This is a genomic window from Fusicatenibacter sp. (assembly GCF_977045365.1).
The window spans coordinates 1-19,866 of record NZ_CDRRUH010000028.1; the positions used below are offsets into that span (position 1 = coordinate 1).

At 48.7% G+C, this 19,866-nt stretch carries 18 protein-coding genes, 2 tRNA genes, 1 rRNA gene and 1 other annotated feature; of the genes, 20 read left to right on the forward strand and 1 reads right to left on the reverse strand.

What is annotated here, in order from left to right; translation table 11 throughout:
* The 6 genes from ACY2VW_RS07710 to ACY2VW_RS07735 all read left to right on the forward strand — a co-directional run.
* Positions 1-187, forward strand: a 23S ribosomal RNA gene (locus ACY2VW_RS07710); the annotation flags it as partial.
* A gap of 104 nt (positions 188-291) precedes the next feature.
* Positions 292-362, forward strand: a tRNA-Trp gene (locus ACY2VW_RS07715).
* Between the two features lie 203 nt (positions 363-565).
* Positions 566-1,165, forward strand: a complete 600-nt coding sequence (locus ACY2VW_RS07720; RefSeq protein ID WP_461877656.1) for a DUF4230 domain-containing protein — start codon at positions 566-568, stop codon at positions 1,163-1,165.
* A 435-nt stretch (positions 1,166-1,600) separates the two neighbouring features.
* Positions 1,601-2,362 (forward strand): threonine/serine exporter family protein, encoded by a 762-nt coding sequence (locus tag ACY2VW_RS07725; RefSeq protein WP_461877657.1) that lies wholly within the window; start codon positions 1,601-1,603, stop codon positions 2,360-2,362.
* Positions 2,363-2,403: 41 nt separating this feature from the next.
* Positions 2,404-2,850 (forward strand): threonine/serine exporter family protein, encoded by a 447-nt coding sequence (locus ACY2VW_RS07730; protein WP_022463061.1) that lies wholly within the window; start codon positions 2,404-2,406, stop codon positions 2,848-2,850.
* Positions 2,851-3,031: 181 nt separating this feature from the next.
* Positions 3,032-5,539, forward strand: coding sequence for a L,D-transpeptidase family protein (locus ACY2VW_RS07735; protein WP_461877658.1), 2,508 nt, complete (start codon positions 3,032-3,034; stop codon positions 5,537-5,539).
* A 226-nt stretch (positions 5,540-5,765) separates the two neighbouring features.
* Here the strand turns inward: ACY2VW_RS07735 and ACY2VW_RS07740 are convergent, their stop codons facing one another.
* On the reverse strand, positions 5,766-6,416 hold the full coding sequence (locus ACY2VW_RS07740) for an HAD family hydrolase (protein ID WP_461877659.1): 651 nt from the start codon (positions 6,414-6,416) through the stop codon (positions 5,766-5,768).
* A 148-nt stretch (positions 6,417-6,564) separates the two neighbouring features.
* On the opposite strand from ACY2VW_RS07740, the gene mutY reads away from it, so the two are divergent.
* The 14 genes from mutY (at position 6,565) to ACY2VW_RS07810 (ending at position 19,768) form a co-directional block, all read left to right on the forward strand.
* Positions 6,565-7,632, forward strand: coding sequence for an A/G-specific adenine glycosylase (gene mutY / locus ACY2VW_RS07745; protein WP_461877660.1), 1,068 nt, complete (start codon positions 6,565-6,567; stop codon positions 7,630-7,632).
* Between the two features lie 37 nt (positions 7,633-7,669).
* On the forward strand, positions 7,670-8,686 hold the full coding sequence (locus ACY2VW_RS07750; protein ID WP_461873943.1) for a glycosyltransferase family 2 protein: 1,017 nt from the start codon (positions 7,670-7,672) through the stop codon (positions 8,684-8,686).
* Between the two features lie 26 nt (positions 8,687-8,712).
* Positions 8,713-9,261 carry a 2-C-methyl-D-erythritol 2,4-cyclodiphosphate synthase gene (gene ispF / locus ACY2VW_RS07755; protein ID WP_022463066.1) on the forward strand — a complete coding sequence of 183 codons (549 nt, stop codon included), beginning with the start codon at positions 8,713-8,715 and terminating at the stop codon, positions 9,259-9,261.
* A 262-nt stretch (positions 9,262-9,523) separates the two neighbouring features.
* Entirely contained in the window at positions 9,524-12,151 is a 2,628-nt protein-coding gene (locus ACY2VW_RS07760; protein ID WP_461877661.1) for a cation-translocating P-type ATPase, read from the forward strand.
* A 42-nt stretch (positions 12,152-12,193) separates the two neighbouring features.
* Positions 12,194-12,428: a binding site (T-box leader), on the forward strand.
* A gap of 103 nt (positions 12,429-12,531) precedes the next feature.
* On the forward strand, positions 12,532-13,206 hold the full coding sequence (gene epsC, locus ACY2VW_RS07765) for a serine O-acetyltransferase EpsC (RefSeq protein ID WP_461877662.1): 675 nt from the start codon (positions 12,532-12,534) through the stop codon (positions 13,204-13,206).
* Positions 13,207-13,281: 75 nt separating this feature from the next.
* Positions 13,282-13,701, forward strand: coding sequence for a Mini-ribonuclease 3 (locus ACY2VW_RS07770; protein WP_461877678.1), 420 nt, complete (start codon positions 13,282-13,284; stop codon positions 13,699-13,701).
* A 243-nt stretch (positions 13,702-13,944) separates the two neighbouring features.
* Positions 13,945-14,667 carry a 23S rRNA (guanosine(2251)-2'-O)-methyltransferase RlmB gene (gene rlmB / locus ACY2VW_RS07775; protein WP_055221331.1) on the forward strand — a complete coding sequence of 241 codons (723 nt, stop codon included), beginning with the start codon at positions 13,945-13,947 and terminating at the stop codon, positions 14,665-14,667.
* A gap of 39 nt (positions 14,668-14,706) precedes the next feature.
* A complete protein-coding gene (gene sigH, locus ACY2VW_RS07780; RefSeq protein ID WP_238061801.1) occupies positions 14,707-15,312 on the forward strand; it encodes an RNA polymerase sporulation sigma factor SigH in 606 nt (201 codons plus the stop codon).
* A gap of 170 nt (positions 15,313-15,482) precedes the next feature.
* A tRNA-Thr gene (locus tag ACY2VW_RS07785) sits at positions 15,483-15,555 on the forward strand.
* A gap of 182 nt (positions 15,556-15,737) precedes the next feature.
* Entirely contained in the window at positions 15,738-16,304 is a 567-nt protein-coding gene (locus ACY2VW_RS07790; RefSeq protein ID WP_461877663.1) for a chromate transporter, read from the forward strand.
* The gene (locus ACY2VW_RS07795) at positions 16,301-16,879 is read left to right on the forward strand and encodes a chromate transporter (RefSeq protein WP_461877664.1); all 579 of its coding nucleotides are present in this window, start codon (positions 16,301-16,303) and stop codon (positions 16,877-16,879) included. Before ACY2VW_RS07790 ends, ACY2VW_RS07795 begins: the two co-directional genes overlap by 4 nt.
* A 21-nt stretch (positions 16,880-16,900) precedes the next feature.
* Positions 16,901-17,698, forward strand: a complete 798-nt coding sequence (locus ACY2VW_RS07800) for a YdcF family protein (protein ID WP_461877665.1) — start codon at positions 16,901-16,903, stop codon at positions 17,696-17,698.
* 128 nt (positions 17,699-17,826) lie between these two features.
* Positions 17,827-19,413, forward strand: coding sequence for an AAA family ATPase (locus ACY2VW_RS07805; protein WP_461877666.1), 1,587 nt, complete (start codon positions 17,827-17,829; stop codon positions 19,411-19,413).
* A 10-nt stretch (positions 19,414-19,423) separates the two neighbouring features.
* Positions 19,424-19,768 (forward strand): hypothetical protein, encoded by a 345-nt coding sequence (locus ACY2VW_RS07810; protein ID WP_461877667.1) that lies wholly within the window; start codon positions 19,424-19,426, stop codon positions 19,766-19,768.
* The last annotated feature ends 98 nt before the right edge of the window (positions 19,769-19,866 follow it).

The following is a 19,866-nucleotide window of genomic DNA, read 5'->3' on the forward strand; positions in this document are numbered from 1 at the left end:
ACGGCCGGGTAGCCAAGTCGGGAAGGGATAAACGCTGAAGGCATCTAAGCGTGAAGCCCCCCTCAAGATGAGATATCCCATTCGAAAGAAGTAAGACCCCTTGAAGACGACGAGGTAGATAGGGCAGAGGTGGAAGTGCCGTAAGGCATGGAGCTGACTGTTACTAATCGGTCGAGGGCTTGACCTGAAATGCAAAACAAAAGTTTTGCAGAAAATGGTTGTGTTCGGAAAGAAAGTATGGTATGATGTATAGGTGTTAAGTGTATGCGGTTTTGAAGGTATATCTAGCGTAGGGGATTGGTCAAATGGTATGATAGGGGTCTCCAAAACCTTTGGTGGGAGTTCGATTCTCTCATCCCCTGTATTAGGAAAGAGTGAAGATTTTGTATCTTCACTCTTTTTTCGTATTGTTTAAAAGAAAAGTCTAACAGAACAGGCTTTACAGAATTTTAAGATATTTTTGTAAAGCAGGACTGTTTTTTATGGCGTAAATAAGGTACAATAGAGCCACAGAACATATTCAAAAATAATGAAAAATGAAACATGAGAAGGGAGTGGTTGTAACGTGAGCAGAGAAAAAAATGGAAGCCGCGGAACGGTAAAAGCTGTCATTTATCTTCTGATCGTAGTAATCCTTGCTGGAATGGTTGTTTATCTGACGCAGTCGCTGCGGCGGGACCGGGAGCCGGAGATTACGGGGACGTTTATTGACAGCAAGCTGGAGGCGGCGGGGGAGCTGACGTCGGCGAAGATGATTTATAACGGGCTGATTCATTACTCGGACGGGTCGATTCCGTTTCTGACGCAGAAGGCGTTTAATATGACATACCGTGCAGAGGTACGTGCGGGCGTGGATCTCTCGAAGGCGAATACGGAGGTGACGGATTCGGAAGTAACAGTTACACTTCCGGCAGTGGAGATTTTTGATATTTCCATCGACAATGATTCCATCCAGTATTACGATGAGAAGGCAGCGCTTCTGAACTGGGAGCGGAAGGAAGATGCGCTGGATGCAATCGCGAGTGCGAAGGAGGATGTAGAACAGCAGACGAAAGAGATGGATGACCTGGAAACGATGGCACAGGAACAGGCAAAAACGCTGATTACCGGACTGCTGTCTGAGACGGTCGGGAATAAGACACTGGTTGTAAAATTTGAAGAATAATACATAAACGGGATACCGGCACTTTTTTTGGGGCAATAAAAAAGGAGGGCCGGTATTTCTTCTGGCAGAAATACCGGCATTATGAAAAAGAAAAATCTATATAAATTGGAAAGAATATTAGGTGGGGACAACGGTTGAAAGATAGAGGAAGATGATTTGTTGTCCCTTTGTTTTGATACGTTTAGTATAGTTGTCATATGTGAGGAAAGTGTGAATGGAGTTTGAAGAAATTTTGAAAAAATAGTTCAATTGTACAGCTTCGTGGACAAACTTCATACCTGCATGAAAATTTGTCTATGAGACTGTATGAATGGTGCGTGCGAGCGCCCGGATATCGCCGAATTTGCATAGAATTAACTTGAAAGTGAACACTGCTTCATGGTACAATCGTCTGGCATGTGTGAAATATGAGTTACATTTGAGAGGACAAAAATTATGGATTATAAACTGCTGCTGGACACCGCGGTTATGGCGGGAGAAATCCTGCTGGAGAGCGGGGCGGAGACGTGGCGGGTGGAGGATACCATGCTGCGGATGCTGCGCATGTCCGGCCTGAAAACAGCGGATGTACTGGCACTGACGACCGGCTTTGTGGTAACGCTCGACGACCCGTCGATGGATTCCATGACTGTTATGCGCAGCGTAGAGAGCCGTGCAACGGATCTGAACCGGATCCATGCGGTCAATCAGCTTTCCCGCGATTTCTGCGAAGGAAATATCGACCTGGATGCGCTGTTCCACCGGGTGCGGGATATCTATCGTGCCAAGCCGGAATTAAAAAAAAATCTGCTCGCGATGATGGCGACGACCGCAGGCTTTGCAATCATGTTCGGAGCCGGGTTCTACGAAGTGCTGGCATCTGCACTTGCCGGTTTTATATCAGGAATCGGTGTTTACGGAGGAAAAAAAGCCGGGATGCAGTCGTTTCTTGTGAACTGTATCGGGTCATTTTTACTGGCGATCACATCTATTCTCTGTGTTCATTACCTGCCGGGAACCATGGATCTGAACGTCATTATCATTGCATCGATCATGCCCCTCGTACCGGGTGTGGCGATCACGAATGCGGTGTATGATACCCTGCACGGCGACTACATTTCCGGTGCGGCACGGATGCTTGAGGCGTTTGTAACCGCTGCGGCCATCGCAATCGGCGTGGGACTTGGCATGCTGCTGCTCCGTCCGCTGGTGCGGTAGAGAAAACCGATACAGAAAAAAGATGAGGTTAAAGCAAAAATATGAGAATAGCAGGTGAAATCATCCTGAAATCCCTTGGAGCCTGGGTTGCAATCTGGGGATTTTCAAGACTGTTGAACGCACCAAAAAAGCTGGAATGTTACACGGCCGGTGTCGGTATGATCGGCTGGGCGGTCTATCTGATCGTGGAAGTATTCAACGACGGCATTCTGATGAAGAACTTTCTTGCTGCCGTTGCCGTCGCCCTGGTTTCCCAGGCAATGGCGCGTCATTTCAAAGCGCCGGTGATCCTTTTCGTGATCCCGGGCATTCTCCCGATGGTGCCGGGAGCCGGTATGTACCGCATCGTCTACTCGATCGTTATGGGGCCGGAAAACATGGTTGGAACGTATCTTTTAGAGACAGCGACCGCGGCAGGCGCAATTGCCCTTGGAATTTTCCTCGGAGAAGCGCTTCAGAAGGTATTTTTTTACGAATTCCACAGGTGATTTACGAAAAAAGTGAGAAATTTGCCAAAACCAAATTTTTTGCTTTTTTTTGTCGGATTTTATGATATACTTAACAGTGTATGTGCCCTTGGACAAAAGAAGAAATCTATAGGGGCATTTTTTAGGAAAAAAGAAGAGAAGTAAGTAAAGTGCAGACACAGAACTATGAGGAGCAAAAAACATGAAGTTTGAAGATGATGATTTAAAGGACGGTAAACTTTGGGCTGCCCTGCAAAAAGAGATTGACCGTGACCTGGCGGAAAAGGAGAGCGGTGAAACATTCCAGGAAGAACTGGCAGACATCGAAGACTCCATTGAATTTGAAAGCAAAGAAACAAAAAGCGAAGATCAGATCCCGGATGAGACTGCAAACTTAAGTAATCTGCGAAGTGTTCTTGAGGCAACTGAGCGTGCAAAAGACGAAGAAGCGAAGCAGAAAATGAAGCAGATCAGAGTTGAGCCTGTGACGCAGGACATCGAGATTCCGGAATTCACAGAAGAGGAAGAAGAAACCGAAGAGACGCCGGCTGAGACACCGAAGAAAGTCTCACGTGTAAGCAAGACAACCGAAAAACTGGAAGGTCTCGTTGATTTTGATGACGATCCGGCGGAGACAAAAACAGAATCGGAACCGGAAGAAGTGATGGTGGATGATGATCTGATCATTAACGATCCATTCGCAGATGAGGATGATCTGCTGGGAGAAGAGAAGACAGAGACCAAGGGTTCTGAGAAAGAAGTGCTTGGTGATCAGGTGGAAGCCGCAATGGAGCGCCTCGTCAGCGACACGGTAGGCCATATCCCAATGCCGGAAATAGACGATGAGGATGATGACTACGACGATTATGAGGATGACGACGAAGAGTACATTCCACATGGCGCAAAAACGCAGAAGAAAAAGGGAAAAGGCGGTGCGGTTATCGCAGTTGCAGCCGTTGCTGTTATTGCTGTAGGAGGTTTCTTCTATGGAAGCAAAATGTTTCATTACCAGAATTATTTCTTCAACGGAACAACCATCAACGGAGTAGACTGCTCGGATATGACGGCCAAAGAGGCAGAAACGAAAATCAAAGAGCAGGCTGCAAATTACACCTTAAATGTAAAATTCAAAGACAATGATACGAAGAGTGTCAGCGGAAAAGACATCGACTACACCTACGCCGGAGACGGCAGCGTGGAGAACGTGTTAAAGAAACAGAACAGTTTCCTCTGGTTCCTGGGAAATGGCGGAAAAGAGAAAGATTCCCAGGTCACCATGCAGTACAGTCAGGAAAAACTGGATGCGGTGATTGATGGATTTGACGAATTCCAGTCCGCAGACGGTGAGAATGCACCGGCCAGCGCCTACATCACCTTCCAGAACAATGAGTTTGAGATTGTGGATGCTGTTATGGGTGAGGGAATGGATCTTACCCTTGCAAAACAGTGCATCGAAAACGCGCTGATCAATGCGGATACCGAAGTGGATCTTGAAAAAGCAGGCGTTTACGACGGAACCTTGGTAACAGCAGATGACGAAACACTGAATGCACAGAAGGACCAGTTAAATGAACTGGTACGCGCAAGCATCACATACAGTATGCCGGATGGAACAACACAGGTTCTTGACGGAAATACCATGAAAGGCTGGCTGGCAGTCGATGCGGATGGAAATTATTCCAAAGATGAAAACCAGTGGAATGAAAGAGTAAAAGAATATGTGGCAAATCTTGCGGCAGCGATCGATACCGATGGCAAGGATCACACCTTCCCGGCAACCGGTATCGAAGGCGGCGTGACCATCAGCCAGGAAGGCTACGGATGGAAAGTGGATCAGGAGCAGGAGATTGCAAAGATCGCAGAAGAAGTAGATGCTCACGCAGCAGATACAAGAGAGCCGCAGTATGCGCAGAGAGAGTTCGCTGCTTCCACAGAGAACAACGGATTCGGCAAGACATATGTTGAGGTTGATGCCAGCCGTCAGCATATCTGGCTCTACAAAGATGGAAATCTGGTTGTCGACGGTGACTGTGTAACCGGTCTGATGGAGCAGAGCAGCTACACGAAGCCGGGTATCTACACAACCGCAGCAAAAGAAAGTCAGAAAAAACTGCACGGAGAGCTTCAGGCAGACGGCAGCTATTCCTGGGAAAGAGATGTGGATTCCTGGATTCCGTTCAACGGAGAGATCGGTTTCTACGATGCTTCCTGGAGAAGCAGTTTCGGCGGAAACCTGTATCTGACTGCAGGATCAACAACAGGATCTGTTGCACTTCCGACCGCAGTGGCACAGGCATTATATGACAATGTTGATGACGGAACACCGGTTATCATTTATTATTCCGAAGCTTATGAGGTAAGTGAGGATACGCTTACTGTGACACAGGCACCGGAAGCAGATAACGAAAATGTCGATCATACGACGAATACCACGACAGTAACGCCGACGAGAACGCCATCCTACACGTACGATGATGACGACGATGATTACACGCCGTCAACTCCATCAACTCCGTCAACTCCATCAACTCCATCGACCCCGTCCACACCGGAACCGACCGCAGCACCGACGGAGACCCCGTCTACGCCGGAGCCGACCGTAGCACCGACGGAGACCCCGTCCACACCGGAACCGACCCAGGAGCCGAGCGCACCGGATCAGGGAGACCATACGGGTGACGATGATTACCCAGGTAAGGGCGAGAGCTGAGAAAAGAAGAAATAGAACATAAAAAATACGCATTCCGTTATCAAAACAGGAATGCGTATTTTTTATGAGAAAGAAACTGTTAAAAATTATAGCAATCCCCGAAAATAATGCAAAAAATTCAGCACCGCAGAGCGTGAATTACTGCGTCATAGATTTTCGTCGTACCCCGGTACGCCTTCAAATCTGTTCCTTGCAATTCGCGCTCTGCAGCACTGCCTTTTTTGCATTATTTTCGGGTCTTGCTATAATCTTCCGGTACGAACAGTGTGACAAGATCCATCGGGGAAGTGATGGTGTAGTCCGGGTTTTCGGTCTGACCAAAACCGTATGCGGCATGGACAAACGGGATTCCGGCCTCGCGTGTCGCCTTGTGGTCGCCGTCGGTATCGCCGACATAGACCGCGTGCTGCAGATGGTTCTGTTCGATGATTGTACGGATGTTGTCTGCCTTTGCCTTTCCGGTATCGCCAGGGCAGAGATGGCCTTTGAAATAGTGACCGAGGCCTGTGGCTTCCAGAAAAACTTCGATATAGCCCGCCTGGCAGTTGCTTACGATATAAAGCGGGTAATGTCTGGAAAGAATAGAAAGTGCATCGGTAAGTCCCGGATAAACAGGAGCCGGTGTAGCAAGAAGTGCCTCATGCTCTTTGGCGCAGCAGGCTTCGATCAGTTCTAACTGGCGCTTCTTTGGATATTCGTGGAAAATGACGGCGGCGATATCCGGGAGCAGACGGCCGAACAGGCCTTTTAACACGGTTCCGGTGAGGTTTGGTGTCATATCGGTTTCTTTTTCCATAATCTGATTCCATGCATCGGCAACAACGTCTGTGGAGTCCCAAAGGGTGCCGTCCACATCAAAAATAATACTGTCGATCAAGAGTTTTTCCTCCATATCTTAAGGGTTTTGGTTATTCTTTTAAAGTATTTATTAATTTTAATCAAAAACGCGTGAGAGCGCAATGTTTATTTTGCATTTTGGAGGAAAATGTGGCAAAATAAGAATGGTCTATTAACAGGAGATTACTATGCAGGATACAATTACGAAGCCATTACTGAAATGGTATGGCGAAAATAAAAGAGTGCTGCCGTGGAGAGAAAAAAAGAACCCGTATGAAATCTGGGTTTCCGAGATTATGCTCCAGCAGACGAGGGTGGAGGCGGTCAAACCGTTTTATGAGAGGTTTATGCGTGAACTGCCCAATGTCGCAGCACTTGCGGTCTGTCCCGAGGAAAAGCTTTTGAAGCTCTGGGAAGGCCTTGGTTACTATAACCGTGTGCGGAATATGCAGAAGGCCGCACAGAAAATTATGGAAGTGTATGACGGTGTATTTCCGGCAGATTACGAAGCCTTAAAAGGACTTCCGGGAATCGGAAATTACACAGCGGGAGCCGTTGCATCGATCGCGTTTGGCATTCCGGTGCCGGCGGTGGACGGAAATGTGCTTCGTGTGATGGCACGCCTCCGGGAGGACGGTGAGGACATTTTAAAACAGTCCGTGAAAAACCGCGTGGAAGCAGAGCTGACCGAAATTATGCCGGCAGAAGATCCGGGAGCCTTCAATCAGGCGATGATGGATCTCGGCGCAATGGTCTGTCTGCCGAACGGCGCACCAAAATGTGAGGTCTGTCCGCTTTTTGACCAGTGTCTGGCAGGACAGCATCAGACCTGGACGGAATATCCGTTTAAAAAGAGCGCAAAGCCGCGCAGAATCGAAGACAGAACCGTTCTGTTATTTCTGGACGGTGCGCACACAGCAGTGCGGAAACGGCCGAAAAAAGGACTTCTGGCGGGACTTTACGAGTTCCCGAACTTCGATGGCGTGCTCTCCGAACAGGAAGCACTTGAAGAGGCAGAAAAATTCGGCGTGACGCCGCTTCATATTCAGGCATTGCCGCCGTACAAGCACATTTTTTCCCATGTCGAGTGGCATATCACAGGATATGCCATTAAAATTGCAGGAAACGATGTGGAGCAGGAAGGGGAACAGAAAGCCGGCCTGATTTTTGCGGATGCGAAAACCGCCACAGAAAGATATGCCATTCCGTCTGCGTTTGCGGAATACGCAAAATACACAGATCTGGAACGTGCCTGAAACGGCATAAGAGCAAAAAAGAGCAGGGAGAAAAAAGATGAAGATTTTATCAATTGCAGTACCATGCTATAATTCAGAAGCATATATGGAGAAATGTATCGATTCGCTGCTGGCCGGCGGAGAAGAAGTAGAAATTCTGATCGTGGACGATGGTTCCAAGGACGGAACCGCAGAGATTGCAGACCGCTATCAGGAAAAATATCCGACGATTGTAAAAGCGATTCATCAGGAAAACAAGGGCCACGGCGGAGCAGTCAACACAGGTGTGGAAAATGCGACGGGTCTGTACTTTAAGGTTGTGGACAGTGATGACTGGGTAAATCCGGAGGCATACCAGAAGATTTTAAATGTTCTGGCAGAAGTCGTACGCGGACCGAAAACACTCGACCTTCTGATCAGCAACTATGTGTATGAAAAAGAGGGCGCCAAGAGAAAACGTGTGATGCGCTATGCGAAATCGTTGCCGGAAGGCCGCTTTTTCGGATGGGACGAGGCGAAATCTCTCGGCAAAACACATTATCTGCTGATGCATTCGCTGATTTACCGGACTTCTCTTTTAAGAGAGTGCGGTATGAAGCTTCCGGAGCACACCTTCTATGTGGATAATCTGGTTGCGTTTATTCCGCTTCCGTACGTCAAAACGATGTATTATCTCGATGTCAATTTCTACCGCTACTTTATCGGAAGAGCCGACCAGTCGGTTAACGAGAAAGTCATGATCGGAAGAATTGACCAGCAGATCCGTGTCAACAAGCTGATGATCGATTACCTTGGTGACAAGAAAGGGCTGTCGAAGCACCTGCGGAAATATATGATCAGCTATCTGACCATTATTATGACGGTTTCTTCCGTGATGATGATGCGCTCCGGAACGGAAGAAAATCTCGAGAAAAAGAACGATCTGTGGAGATACCTGAAACAGGAGGATGCAGCCGATTACTTCCGCATCCGCCACGGCATTTTCGGAACTGTTATGAGCAGCAAATCAAAACCGGGACAGAAAATTGCAGTCTATGCCTACAAGGTAGCGCAGAAGCTGTATGGATTTAACTAGAAAGTAACGAAGCGGAGGAACGAACAATGCGAGTAGGAATGGGTTACGATGTGCATAAACTGGTGGAAAACCGGAAACTGATTCTGGGCGGTGTGGAAATCCCGTATGAATATGGCCTTCTGGGACATTCCGATGCGGATGTGCTGGTCCATGCCATTATGGATGCGCTTCTCGGCGCTGCAGCACTGCGGGACATCGGACGCCATTTTCCGGACAATGATCCGGCGTATGAGGGCGCAGACAGCATCGAACTGCTGAAAAAAGTGGGTGAGATGCTCGAGGAGCGGATGTATCTGATTGAAAATATCGATGCAACCGTTATTGCACAGAAGCCGAAGCTCCTGCCATACATCGACACGATGGTGAAAAATGTGGCGGAGGCGCTTCATCTCGAAGAGGATCAGGTCAATATCAAGGCAACGACCGAGGAAGGACTTGGCTTTACCGGAAAAAAAGAGGGAATTTCCGCACAGGCGATCTGCTGCATTTCCAAGGCACTCGACCTGATGCCGGACGACCGGATCGCAGGCGGATGCAGCGGCTGCCCGGGATGCGCAAAGAACGCAGAAGAATAAAAGAGAAATGCGATTGCACAAGGCTGGAAGATGTGGTAGACTGGAAGAAGAATAAGGGAGTAGTCGGCGGCATATGTGACGCTATAAGGCCAACAACCGAAGAAAAAGCATTTCTTCTGGCTTTGTATGAAATGACAAGACTTATCTGTATCAACAAATATGGTGCGGATAGGTCTTTTTCTATATAGAAAGAGACCGGTGTACCAGTGGGAACTTATCACAGGAACGCAAAAAGCGTTTTCGGAAGAAAGGACGGATGGAAATGAAAGAGTATCTGGAAAAAAGTTCGAAGATTCTTGATGAGTTACAGACAACGGAGCAGGGACTTTCCGAGGCGGAAGCTGCGCGGCGGCTTTCCGAACACGGACCTAACCGGCTGGCGGCGGGAAAAAAGAAGAGCAATCTGCAGCGGTTTTTCGAAGAGCTGAAAGACCCGATGATCCTGATCCTGCTCGCCGCAGCGCTGATTTCCGGCATCACATCGGCGTATGAAGGCGAATCGTACGCTGATGTGGTCATTATTCTCACCGTTGTCATCATTAATGCGGTGCTCGGTGTTCTGCAGGAGAGCAAGGCAGAGAAAGCGATTGAAGCTCTGCAGGAGATCGCGGCAGCCACGTCGAAGGTGATGCGCGGCGGGAAAATGGAAGTGAAAAAGAGCGAGGAGCTCGTACCCGGTGATATTGTAATTCTCGAAGCGGGCGATGCTGTTCCGGCGGACGGAAGGATTCTTGAGAGCGCCAGCATGAAAATCGAAGAAGCAGCGCTGACCGGAGAATCTGTCCCGGTCAATAAAACAGCGGATGTTCTGAACGCCGGCGCAGCCAGCGAGGTTCCGCTCGGGGACCGGAAAAACATGGTCTATATGGGAAGCACCGTTGTCTATGGCCGCGGCCGCGCTGTTATCACCGGAACGGGTATGAAAACCGAGATGGGAAAAATCGCCCATGTTCTGACGCAGTCGGCGGATGAGAGCACACCGCTGCAGAAGCGGCTGAACCAGCTCAGCAAAATCTTAAGCGTGATGGTGCTCGCCATCTGTGCCGTGATTTTCATTGTCGGTATTTTAAAAGAGGGCGTGACGCCGCAGAACATCTTAAATACCTTTATGGTAGCCGTCAGCCTTGCCGTAGCGGCAATTCCGGAAGGACTTGCAGCAGTTGTCACAATCGTGCTTTCCATCGGTGTGACCAAAATGTCAAAGCGGAATGCGGTGATCCGGAAACTGACGGCTGTCGAGACGCTCGGCTGTACGCAGGTGATCTGCTCGGATAAGACAGGAACGCTGACCCAGAATAAGATGACCGTGGTAAAACATGAGGGAAGCGATGTAAAACGTCTCGTATCCGTTATGGCACTCTGCTCCGATGCGGAGCCGGACGAAAACGGCGAGGCAGTCGGAGAACCGACGGAATGTGCGTTGGTCAACGATGCGCAGAAAGAGGGATGCCCGAAGAAGAGCCTGTCCGTCCAGTATCCGCGTGTCGGGGAAGCGCCGTTTGATTCGATGCGGAAACGCATGACAACGATCCACCGCGCAAACGACGGAACGTATTTTTCCTGCACAAAAGGCGCACCGGATGAGATTCTGAAGCGGTGTACCTCCGTTTGGCGTGACGGCAGAAAACAGCCGATGACAGAAGCATTCCGGCAGGAAATCCTGTCGCAGAACAAGGCGATGGCAGACCAGGCACTCCGCGTGCTGGCGGCAGCAGGAAGAGCGTGGAACCAGATGCCGTCCTCCCAGGAGCCGGACTTTCTGGAGCAGGATCTCTGCTTTTTAGGACTTTGCGGTATGATTGATCCGGTGCGGCCGGAAGTAGTCGATGCGATCCGGGAATGCCGCGGGGCAGGCATCCGTCCGGTGATGATTACGGGTGACCACAAAGACACAGCGGTTGCTATTGCAAAAGAGCTGGGTATTCTGGAGGCGGGCTGGAAAGCGGTAACGGGAGCCGAGATTGATCAGTTAAGCGATGAGGAGCTTGACCGGAGAATCGAGGAATATGCTGTTTACGCACGCGTCCAGCCGGAGCATAAAGTGCGGATCGTCGATGCGTGGAAGCGGAAAGGCAGAATCACCGCGATGACAGGAGACGGAGTCAACGATGCGCCGTCGATCAAGCGTGCGGATATCGGCATCGGAATGGGCATCACGGGAACGGATGTGACGAAAAACGTGGCAGATATGGTGCTCGCGGACGACAACTTTGCGACGATCATCGCGGCGGTTGAGGAAGGAAGACGAATCTACGATAATATCCGCAAGGCAATTCAGTTCCTTCTGGCATCGAACCTTGCCGAGGTGCTGTCGATTTTCTGCGCGACGCTGATGGGCTTTACGATTTTAAATCCGGTGCATCTGCTCTGGATCAACCTGATTACGGACTGCTTCCCGGCGCTGGCGCTCGGTATGGAGGACGGTGAGGCAGACATCATGAAACGCCCGCCGAGAAATGCGGATGACGGTATTTTTGCGGACGGCCTCGGCTTTGATGTTGCGTTTCAGGGCATCGTGATTACGGTGCTGACGCTGGCGTCCTACTTCATCGGCCACTATCTGGAAGCCGGCCGCTGGGAAATCGTCAACAGCCCGGACGGCATGTCGATGGCGTTTCTGACACTCTCTATGGTGGAAATTTTCCATTCCTTCAATATGAGATCACGGAAAGGTTCTATTTTCCATATGAAGCATCAGAACAAGTATCTGTGGGGCGCGATGGCACTCTCATTTGTCCTCACATCCGCCGTCATTTACATCCCGGCACTGTCGAGTGCGTTCGGTTTTGAGCGGATCAGCGCGTTGGAATATGATGTGGCGATCGGCCTTGGACTGCTTGTCATTCCGGCGGTCGAAATCAGCAAGTGGATCCGGCGGAAATTTGCTTGACAAACGAGAAAAATTTGCATAAACTAGAACAAACGGAAACAGAAAAAGGCTTGGAACGGAAAAAGTAGAAAATCAGAATTGTTTCACAGAGAATGGCAGACAAATGGGGCTGGAAGCTGCCTGAAATGAGGATTTTTGAAGTGCGTCCGGAAGCAGGCCGGGTGAAGCGGAAAAAGTGGGTAGTCCGGCACGGGTCCTGCACGTTATGCAGAAGAAAAGAAGAGGGCATGCATGCCCTTAAAGTAAAGTGGAACCACGGAGCTATTTCGTCTTTATCGGAGATGAAACAGCTCCGTTTTTGAATATTGCCCTTCGGGCAAAAAAGGTGGTAAGAAATAAAAAATCCGGAAAAGTCCCGGCAGGAGGCAAGGAGAGGAAAGATGAGTTTTTTCGCGTATTTTAAAGAGGAATTTCAGGTGATTCAGGAGCGGGATCCGGCGATACATTCTCCCATGGAAGTCTTGCTGTATCCTTCATTTCGTGTTATGCTGAAGTACAGGCGGGCGCACAAGCTATATCTGAAAGGCCATTACTTTCTGGCCAGATGGATTTCACAGCGGGCGGCGAGAAAAACCGGCATCGAAATCCATCCGGGTGCGACGATCGGAAAGGGACTGTTTATCGACCATGGAGCAGGCGTTATCATTGGAGAGACGACCATCATCGGAGACAACGTGACGCTGTATCAGGGCGTGACGCTCGGCGGTAATGGTAAGGAGACCGGGAAACGTCATCCGACGCTGAAGGACAATGTTATGGTCAGCGCCGGTGCGAAGATCATCGGATCGTTTACGATCGGGGAAAACTCCAAAATCGGAGCCGGATCGGTTGTGATCGAGGAGGTTCCGCCGAACTGTACCGTTGTCGGCGTGCCGGGGCACATTGTGAAGCAGAATGATGTGCGGATTCCGAGAAAAAGCATGGATCACATTCATCTGCCGGACCCGATTTTCGAGGATATCAAGGTACTCCAGCAGGAGAATACGGAACTTACGAACCGTGTGCTCGAGCTGGAGGGCGAGCTGCGTCAGATGAGGAAAAAAGAAAGGACATAAAGACAGGTGACGGAACAGAGCAATACAGAAATAGAAAAAACAGAAACAGAAAAAAGAGAACTTTTCCCGGAGGCGATTTTCGGGGAGAAGGATTATCTTTCGGAGCTGTTTGGACTGGAACCGCATGATATCCGCACGTATTCACCGCTTACGCTGGCCTATATCGGGGATGCTGCGTATGAGATCGTCATCCGCACGATTCTGGTGCGGAAAGCAAATATGCAGGTCAACAAGCTGCACCGCCATGCGGCAGGGCTTGTAAAGGCGGAGAAACAGTCGGCGATGATTGAAATTCTGGAGCCGCTGTTTACCGAAGAGGAAAAACAGATTTATAAAAGAGGCAGAAATGCGAAATCCTATACCAAGGCAAAAAATGCGTCCACGATCGACTACCGCCGGGCAACCGGGTTTGAGGCCGTGATGGGGTATCTGTACCTGAAAGGGGATTACAAGCGGATGGTCGACCTGATCCGGGCAGGACTTGGCGAAGTGTGAGAGCAGATAAGATTCAGAAAATAAAAAAGAAGCGGCAGGGCAGTGGGGCTTTTGAAAAAGCAAAAGTTCCCACTGCTTTTGGGGCCGCGGAACAGGAATGATATGAGAGAAAACAACAGAAACGACAAGAGAAACTTTGAGAGAAGAGACGGAAAAAAACGTGACTTTAAGGGGAAACGCGATTACCGTGACAGAGACAGAAAACAGGAAGTACAGCAGGCGGATGAGGAGTTTGCAGGCGGCATGGTAGAGGGAAGAAACGCTGTCATCGAGGCGTTCCGCTCCGGCAAGACCGTGGACAAGCTGTTCGTTCTTGCAAGCAGCCAGGACGGCCCGATCCGCACGATCATCCGCGAGGCGAAAAAACACGATACCATCATCAATTACGTAGAAAAAGAGCGTCTGGATGAGCTGTCCACTACAGGAAAGCATCAGGGTGTCATTGCACAGGTTGCTTCCTACAGTTATGCAACCGTTGAGGATATCCTCGCACGCGCAGAGGAGAAAGGGGAGCCGCCATTTATCCTTCTGCTGGACGGCATTGAGGATCCGCATAACCTCGGTGCGATCATCCGTACCGCAAACCTGGCAGGCGCACATGGTGTCATCGTGCCGAAGCACCGCGCAGTCGGCCTGACAGCAACCGTTGCCAAAACGTCGGCAGGTGCATTAAATTACACACCGGTGGCAAAGGTGACGAATCTGGTGCAGACCATGGAAATGCTGAAGGAAAAGGGCATCTGGTTTGTATGCGCGGACATGAACGGACAGAGAATGTATGATCTCGACCTCAAAGGACCGATCGGCCTTGTAATCGGAAATGAGGGAGAGGGTGTCAGCCGTCTGGTGAGAGAAAACTGCGACTTCACAGCCACAATTCCGATGAAAGGCGATATCGACTCTCTGAATGCTTCCGTGGCAGCCGGCGTGCTCGCTTATGAGATTGTAAGACAGAGAAGCTGCTAGAAATTGCGGAAAATCACATTACGCTCCGGCGGAAGAAAGATGAAGGATACAAGAGATATGATGGTGAAAGATTACGATACCTGTACGGATGAGGAGCTGATTGCGCGTCTGCGGGCAGGAGAACGCGAGATTACCGATTATCTGATCGACAAATACAAATCGCTGGTGCGGACCAGGGCGAGGGCGCTGTACCTGGTGGGCGGAGATCACGAGGATCTGATCCAGGAGGGCATGCTCGGACTTTTTAAGGCAGTGCGTGACTACAAACCGGGGAAGGAGGCATCGTTTGCCACCTTCGCCGGCCTGTGCATCGACCGCCAGATGTATTCGGCAGTGGCATCGTCCCAGCGCCAGAAGCATCAGCCGCTGAACAGCTTCGTCTCGTTAAGCGAACCGGTTTCCGAGCAGGAGCTGCGCCTGGTGGACGAGGAGACACCGGAGGAGATCATGATCAGCCGGGAAAACGTAATCGGCATGTATGAGCGGATCAAAGAACGGCTCAGCAAATTTGAGTACCAGGTGTTGGAATTGTATCTGAAAGGGTACGATTATACGCAGATTGCAGAAAAACTTGGAAAGCAGCCGAAGGCAATCGATAATGCACTGCAGAGAATCCGCAGTAAAGTGCGGGAGGTCTGTTCGTGAGACGGGAAAACGACCAAAAAAATTACGGTGAATTGTCAAAAGCGCAGGAAAATCTGTGGACAAATAAAAATTTTCAAATTTGTAGAAAAAACTGTTGACAATTCACTATAGTTTTGATAGAATACCAAATGTAGCAAGGAGCTAACAAAAAAACAAAACAACTTGCGAGTGCTGATGTGGCTCAGTCGGTAGAGCGTCGCCTTGGTAAGGCGGAGGTCACGGGTTCGATTCCCGTCATCAGCTTATTAAGAAAGATCCCGGGAAACCGGGATCTTTTCGTTATATAAAAACAGCCGGAGGAGATGTGCTGGGAGAAATAGATACGAAAACGAGAAGAACGACTCATTTGTGAAAACAAGTGGGTCGCTTTTTCGTGGAAAAGATGGTAGAATAGTGGCAACAGAACGAATGAGGTGAAGAAAACAATGGAGTCAAAACGTAAGATACTGCAAAAGTTATTCCTTTCTACACTATATCTGAGTGCATTTACATTCGGCGGCGGGTATGTGATTGTGACATTGATGAAGAAAAAGTTTGTGGATGAGTATCACTGGATTGAGGAGAACGAAATGCTCGATCTGGTGGCGATTGCGCAGTCATCGCCGGGACCGATTGCTGTGAATGGGGCGATTGTTGTCGGGTATAAGCTGGCGGGGATGATTGGTGTGCTGGTTTCGATTATCGGAACGATTATTCCGCCGTTTCTGATTATCTCTGTGATTTCGGTCTGCTATCAGGCGTTCCGGGATAATTTTTTCGTGAGCCAGATGCTCGAAGGAATGCAGGCCGGCGTCGGAGCCGTGATTGCATCCGTGACGTATGAGATGGGAGCCGGGATTGTGAAAGAAAACGATCCGCTGTCTCTGGTGATTCTTGTCTGTGCGTTTGCAGCAGCATGCTTTTTCAAGGTCAACGTGATTTATATTGTACTGGTCTGCGGTGCCATCGGTGCGGTGCGGACGATTCTGGCGAAACGGAGGGGTGCGAAATGATTTATCTTCAGTTATTTTTAAGCTTTTTCCAGATCGGTCTGTTCAGCTTTGGCGGAGGCTATGCGGCCATGCCGCTGATCCAGGGGCAGGTGGTGCAGGGACACGGCTGGCTTTCGATGTCGGAGTTTACGGATCTTATCACCATCTCCCAGATGACACCAGGGCCGATCGCGGTCAATTCGGCGACTTTTGTCGGAATTAAAATCGCCGGAATCCCGGGCGCACTTGCGGCAACGTTGGGATGTATTCTGCCGTCGTGTATTCTCGTCACATTGCTTGCAAAGCTCTATTTAAAATACCGAGAAATGGCAATGCTCCAGGGAATCCTCCACTCCCTCCGCCCGGCGGTTGTGGCGATGATCGGTTCCGCAGGGATTTCGATTCTGGTCACGGCGTTCTGGAGCAGTGAAGGCGATACGGTGATCCGCCTGGCACAGATAAACTGGAGTCTTGTCGTGATCTTTATCATCAGCCTCATCCTGCTGCAGAAAGGCAAAAAGAATCCAATCTTTGTGATGGTACTGGCCGGGGTGATGAAAGTGGCTGTGGCGCTGGTGGAAAAATTTGCGGCATAAATCGGAATGGAGGGGAAAAACATGAATCAGGAGACAGCAGAAGCAATTAACAAGCTGGGCGCATTCTGCGGAAAAAGGGATGTGGCAGAGCTTACCAGAGAGAGCTTGATGGAGCAGTTTGGGATCGCACAGGCGGATGTGATGGTGCTGTTTGGCGGAAGCATTCTGGCGGGCGGAGATCTGCTTGCGGAGGCGATACAGCAGGGCGTGGCCAGGAAATATCTGATCGTCGGAGGCGAGGGCCATACGACGGAGACGCTGCGCAGAAAAGTGAAGAAAGAAAATCCGCAGATTGAGACAGAAGGGTTATCGGAAGCCGAGGTGTTTCAGAAGTATTTGTGGGAGCGGTATCGACGGAAAGCCGACGGACTGGAGACAGAATCTACCAATTGCGGAAACAATATTACGTATCTGCTGGAACTGCTGAAAAGAGAGGCGATCCCATGCAGAAGCATCATCCTCTGCCAGGACGCAACGATGCAGCGGCGGATGGAAGCCGGGTTGCGGAAATATGTGGAAGATGAGGTCAAAATCATAAATTATGCGGCGTATCATGCCGAGGTCGTGTCCGATGGGGATCAGCTTACCTATCGCGATGAAATCCACGGAATGTGGAACATCGACCGCTACGTCAATCTCCTGATGGGCGAAATCCCGAGACTGACCGACGATGAATATGGATATGGACCGAAGGGAAAAGGCTATACCAGCCATGTGGAAATCCCGGCGGAAGTGCAGGAAGCATTTCAGAAGCTGAAGGCGGTGTACGGAGAAGAAACACGGTATGCGAATCCATTGTATGCATCGAAAGAAAATTGAAAAAAGAAGTGGAAAAATGGGGAGCATGGAATAGTGTTCCTCGTTTTTGTATTCCTTGCTATTTTCATAAGCGAATGATAAAATGACGATAGACAGCGAGAACGAAAAACAGAAAGGGGCGGCATGCTGTGGGACGATTTTTTAATTCAAAGGTGAATGCTTTTCAGGACGTATTAAACTCAAAAATATATATCGATAAAACAGGATTGCTGGAATACACCAACAGTGTGATTGATACAACATCGAAGTTTATCTGCAACAGCCGCCCCAGAAGATTTGGAAAATCGATCACGGCGGATATGATGACCGCGTATTACAGCAGAAGTCTGGATACAGAAGAATTGTTTGAAAAGCTTGAAATTGGTCAGGCGGCAGATTTCAGAAAACATCTGAATCAGTACGATGTGATTCATATTGATGTTCAGTGGTGCATTGAACCGGCAGGAGGAGCGGATCAGGTAATTTCTTTTATTACAAGGAATGTGATCGAAGAGCTGCGTGAAACGTACGAAAAAGAATTACCGCAAGAGACGTCATCACTTCCGGATGCGCTGTCACAGATCAGTGCAAAAACAGGAAAAAAGTTTATTTTGATTCTGGACGAGTGGGACGTACTGATTCGAGATGAGGCGGCAAATCAGAAAATACAGGATGAATATATTAATTTTTTAAGAGGTCTATTTAAAGGAACCGAGCCGTCTAAGTATATTCATCTCGCATATTTGACGGGAATCCTGCCGATCAAAAAAATAAGAACACAGTCTGCACTGAATAATTTCTCAGAGTTCACGATGCTGGATGCAAAAATATTTGCAAAATACACCGGCTTTACAGAAGAAGAGGTGCAGGCGCTCTGCCGGACGTACAACAGAGATTTTGAAAAAGTAAAGCGTTGGTATGACGGCTATCTGCTGGAGGACTACCAGGTTTACAATCCGAAAGCAGTTGTAGAGGTTATGACCTGGAATAAATATCAGAGCTACTGGTCAGAGACAGGAACGTATGAATCTATTGTGCCGATGATTAATCTGAATTTTGATGGGCTGAAAACGGCAATGATTGAACTGCTTGCAGGAGGAGCTGTGAAGGTGGATACCTCAACGTTTCAGAACGATATGGTAAACTTTTCGGATAAAGATGATGTGCTCACATATCTCATCCATCTGGGTTATCTGGGGTATGATCAGCAGCGGGAAACAGCTTTTGTGCCAAATGAAGAGATACGGCTGGAGCTGACGAAGGCGGTAAAAAGGAAAAAATGGAATGAATGGATTTCATTTCAGAGAGAATCGGATGCATTGCTGGATGCGACACTGGATGGCGATACGGAAAGTGTAGCTGAAAAGATAGAAGAAATTCATATGGCATATACATCGGCCATTCAGTATCACGATGAAAATTCCCTAAGCAGTGTAATTTCGATCGCATATTTAAGTGCCATGCAGTATTATTTCAAACCGATCCGCGAAATGCCGGCAGGAAGAGGGTTCGCAGATTTTGTGTTTTTACCAAAACCGGAATATCTTCAGCAGTATCCAGCGATGGTTGTGGAACTGAAGTGGAATAAGAGTGTACAGACAGCGCTGAATCAGATTGGGAATAAAAAATATCCAGAGTCTTTGCGACAGTATACGGGAGAAATTTTGCTTGTGGGAATCAATTATGATAAGAAAAGCAAGAAGCATGAATGCGGAATTGAGAGATATGAAAAGTGAGGGCATTCGTATGAAAAAATGTAGATACTGTGGCAAAGGATTAAATGGTAATACTGAATTTTGCAGCAATGAATGTGAAAGCAGTTATAAAAAGGCAATGGAAAAAGATGGACCTAAAATCAAGTATTTTATTGCTGGTATTGTTTTAGGATTCCTGGTGATGTTTTATGGAATTATATCAAACAGCAGTTTTCTGATAGGGATTGGAAGTATAGTAATGGGGATTGATGTTGTTCTGTTTCCGTTTACTACGCCTGAAACAACTGCTTTTTGGGGATACCAGAAGTCAAAATTCGTGGGAAGGATAGCAGGGATATTATTGATAGCAGTTGGAATATGGATAGGGATAATTTAATAACAGATTCTTAACTTTGATAGTGTATCTTAACTTAAAAAAAGTTGTAATACAGAAAAAGAGTTATAAGCGTCCGGCGGATGCAGTGCATTGAGGTG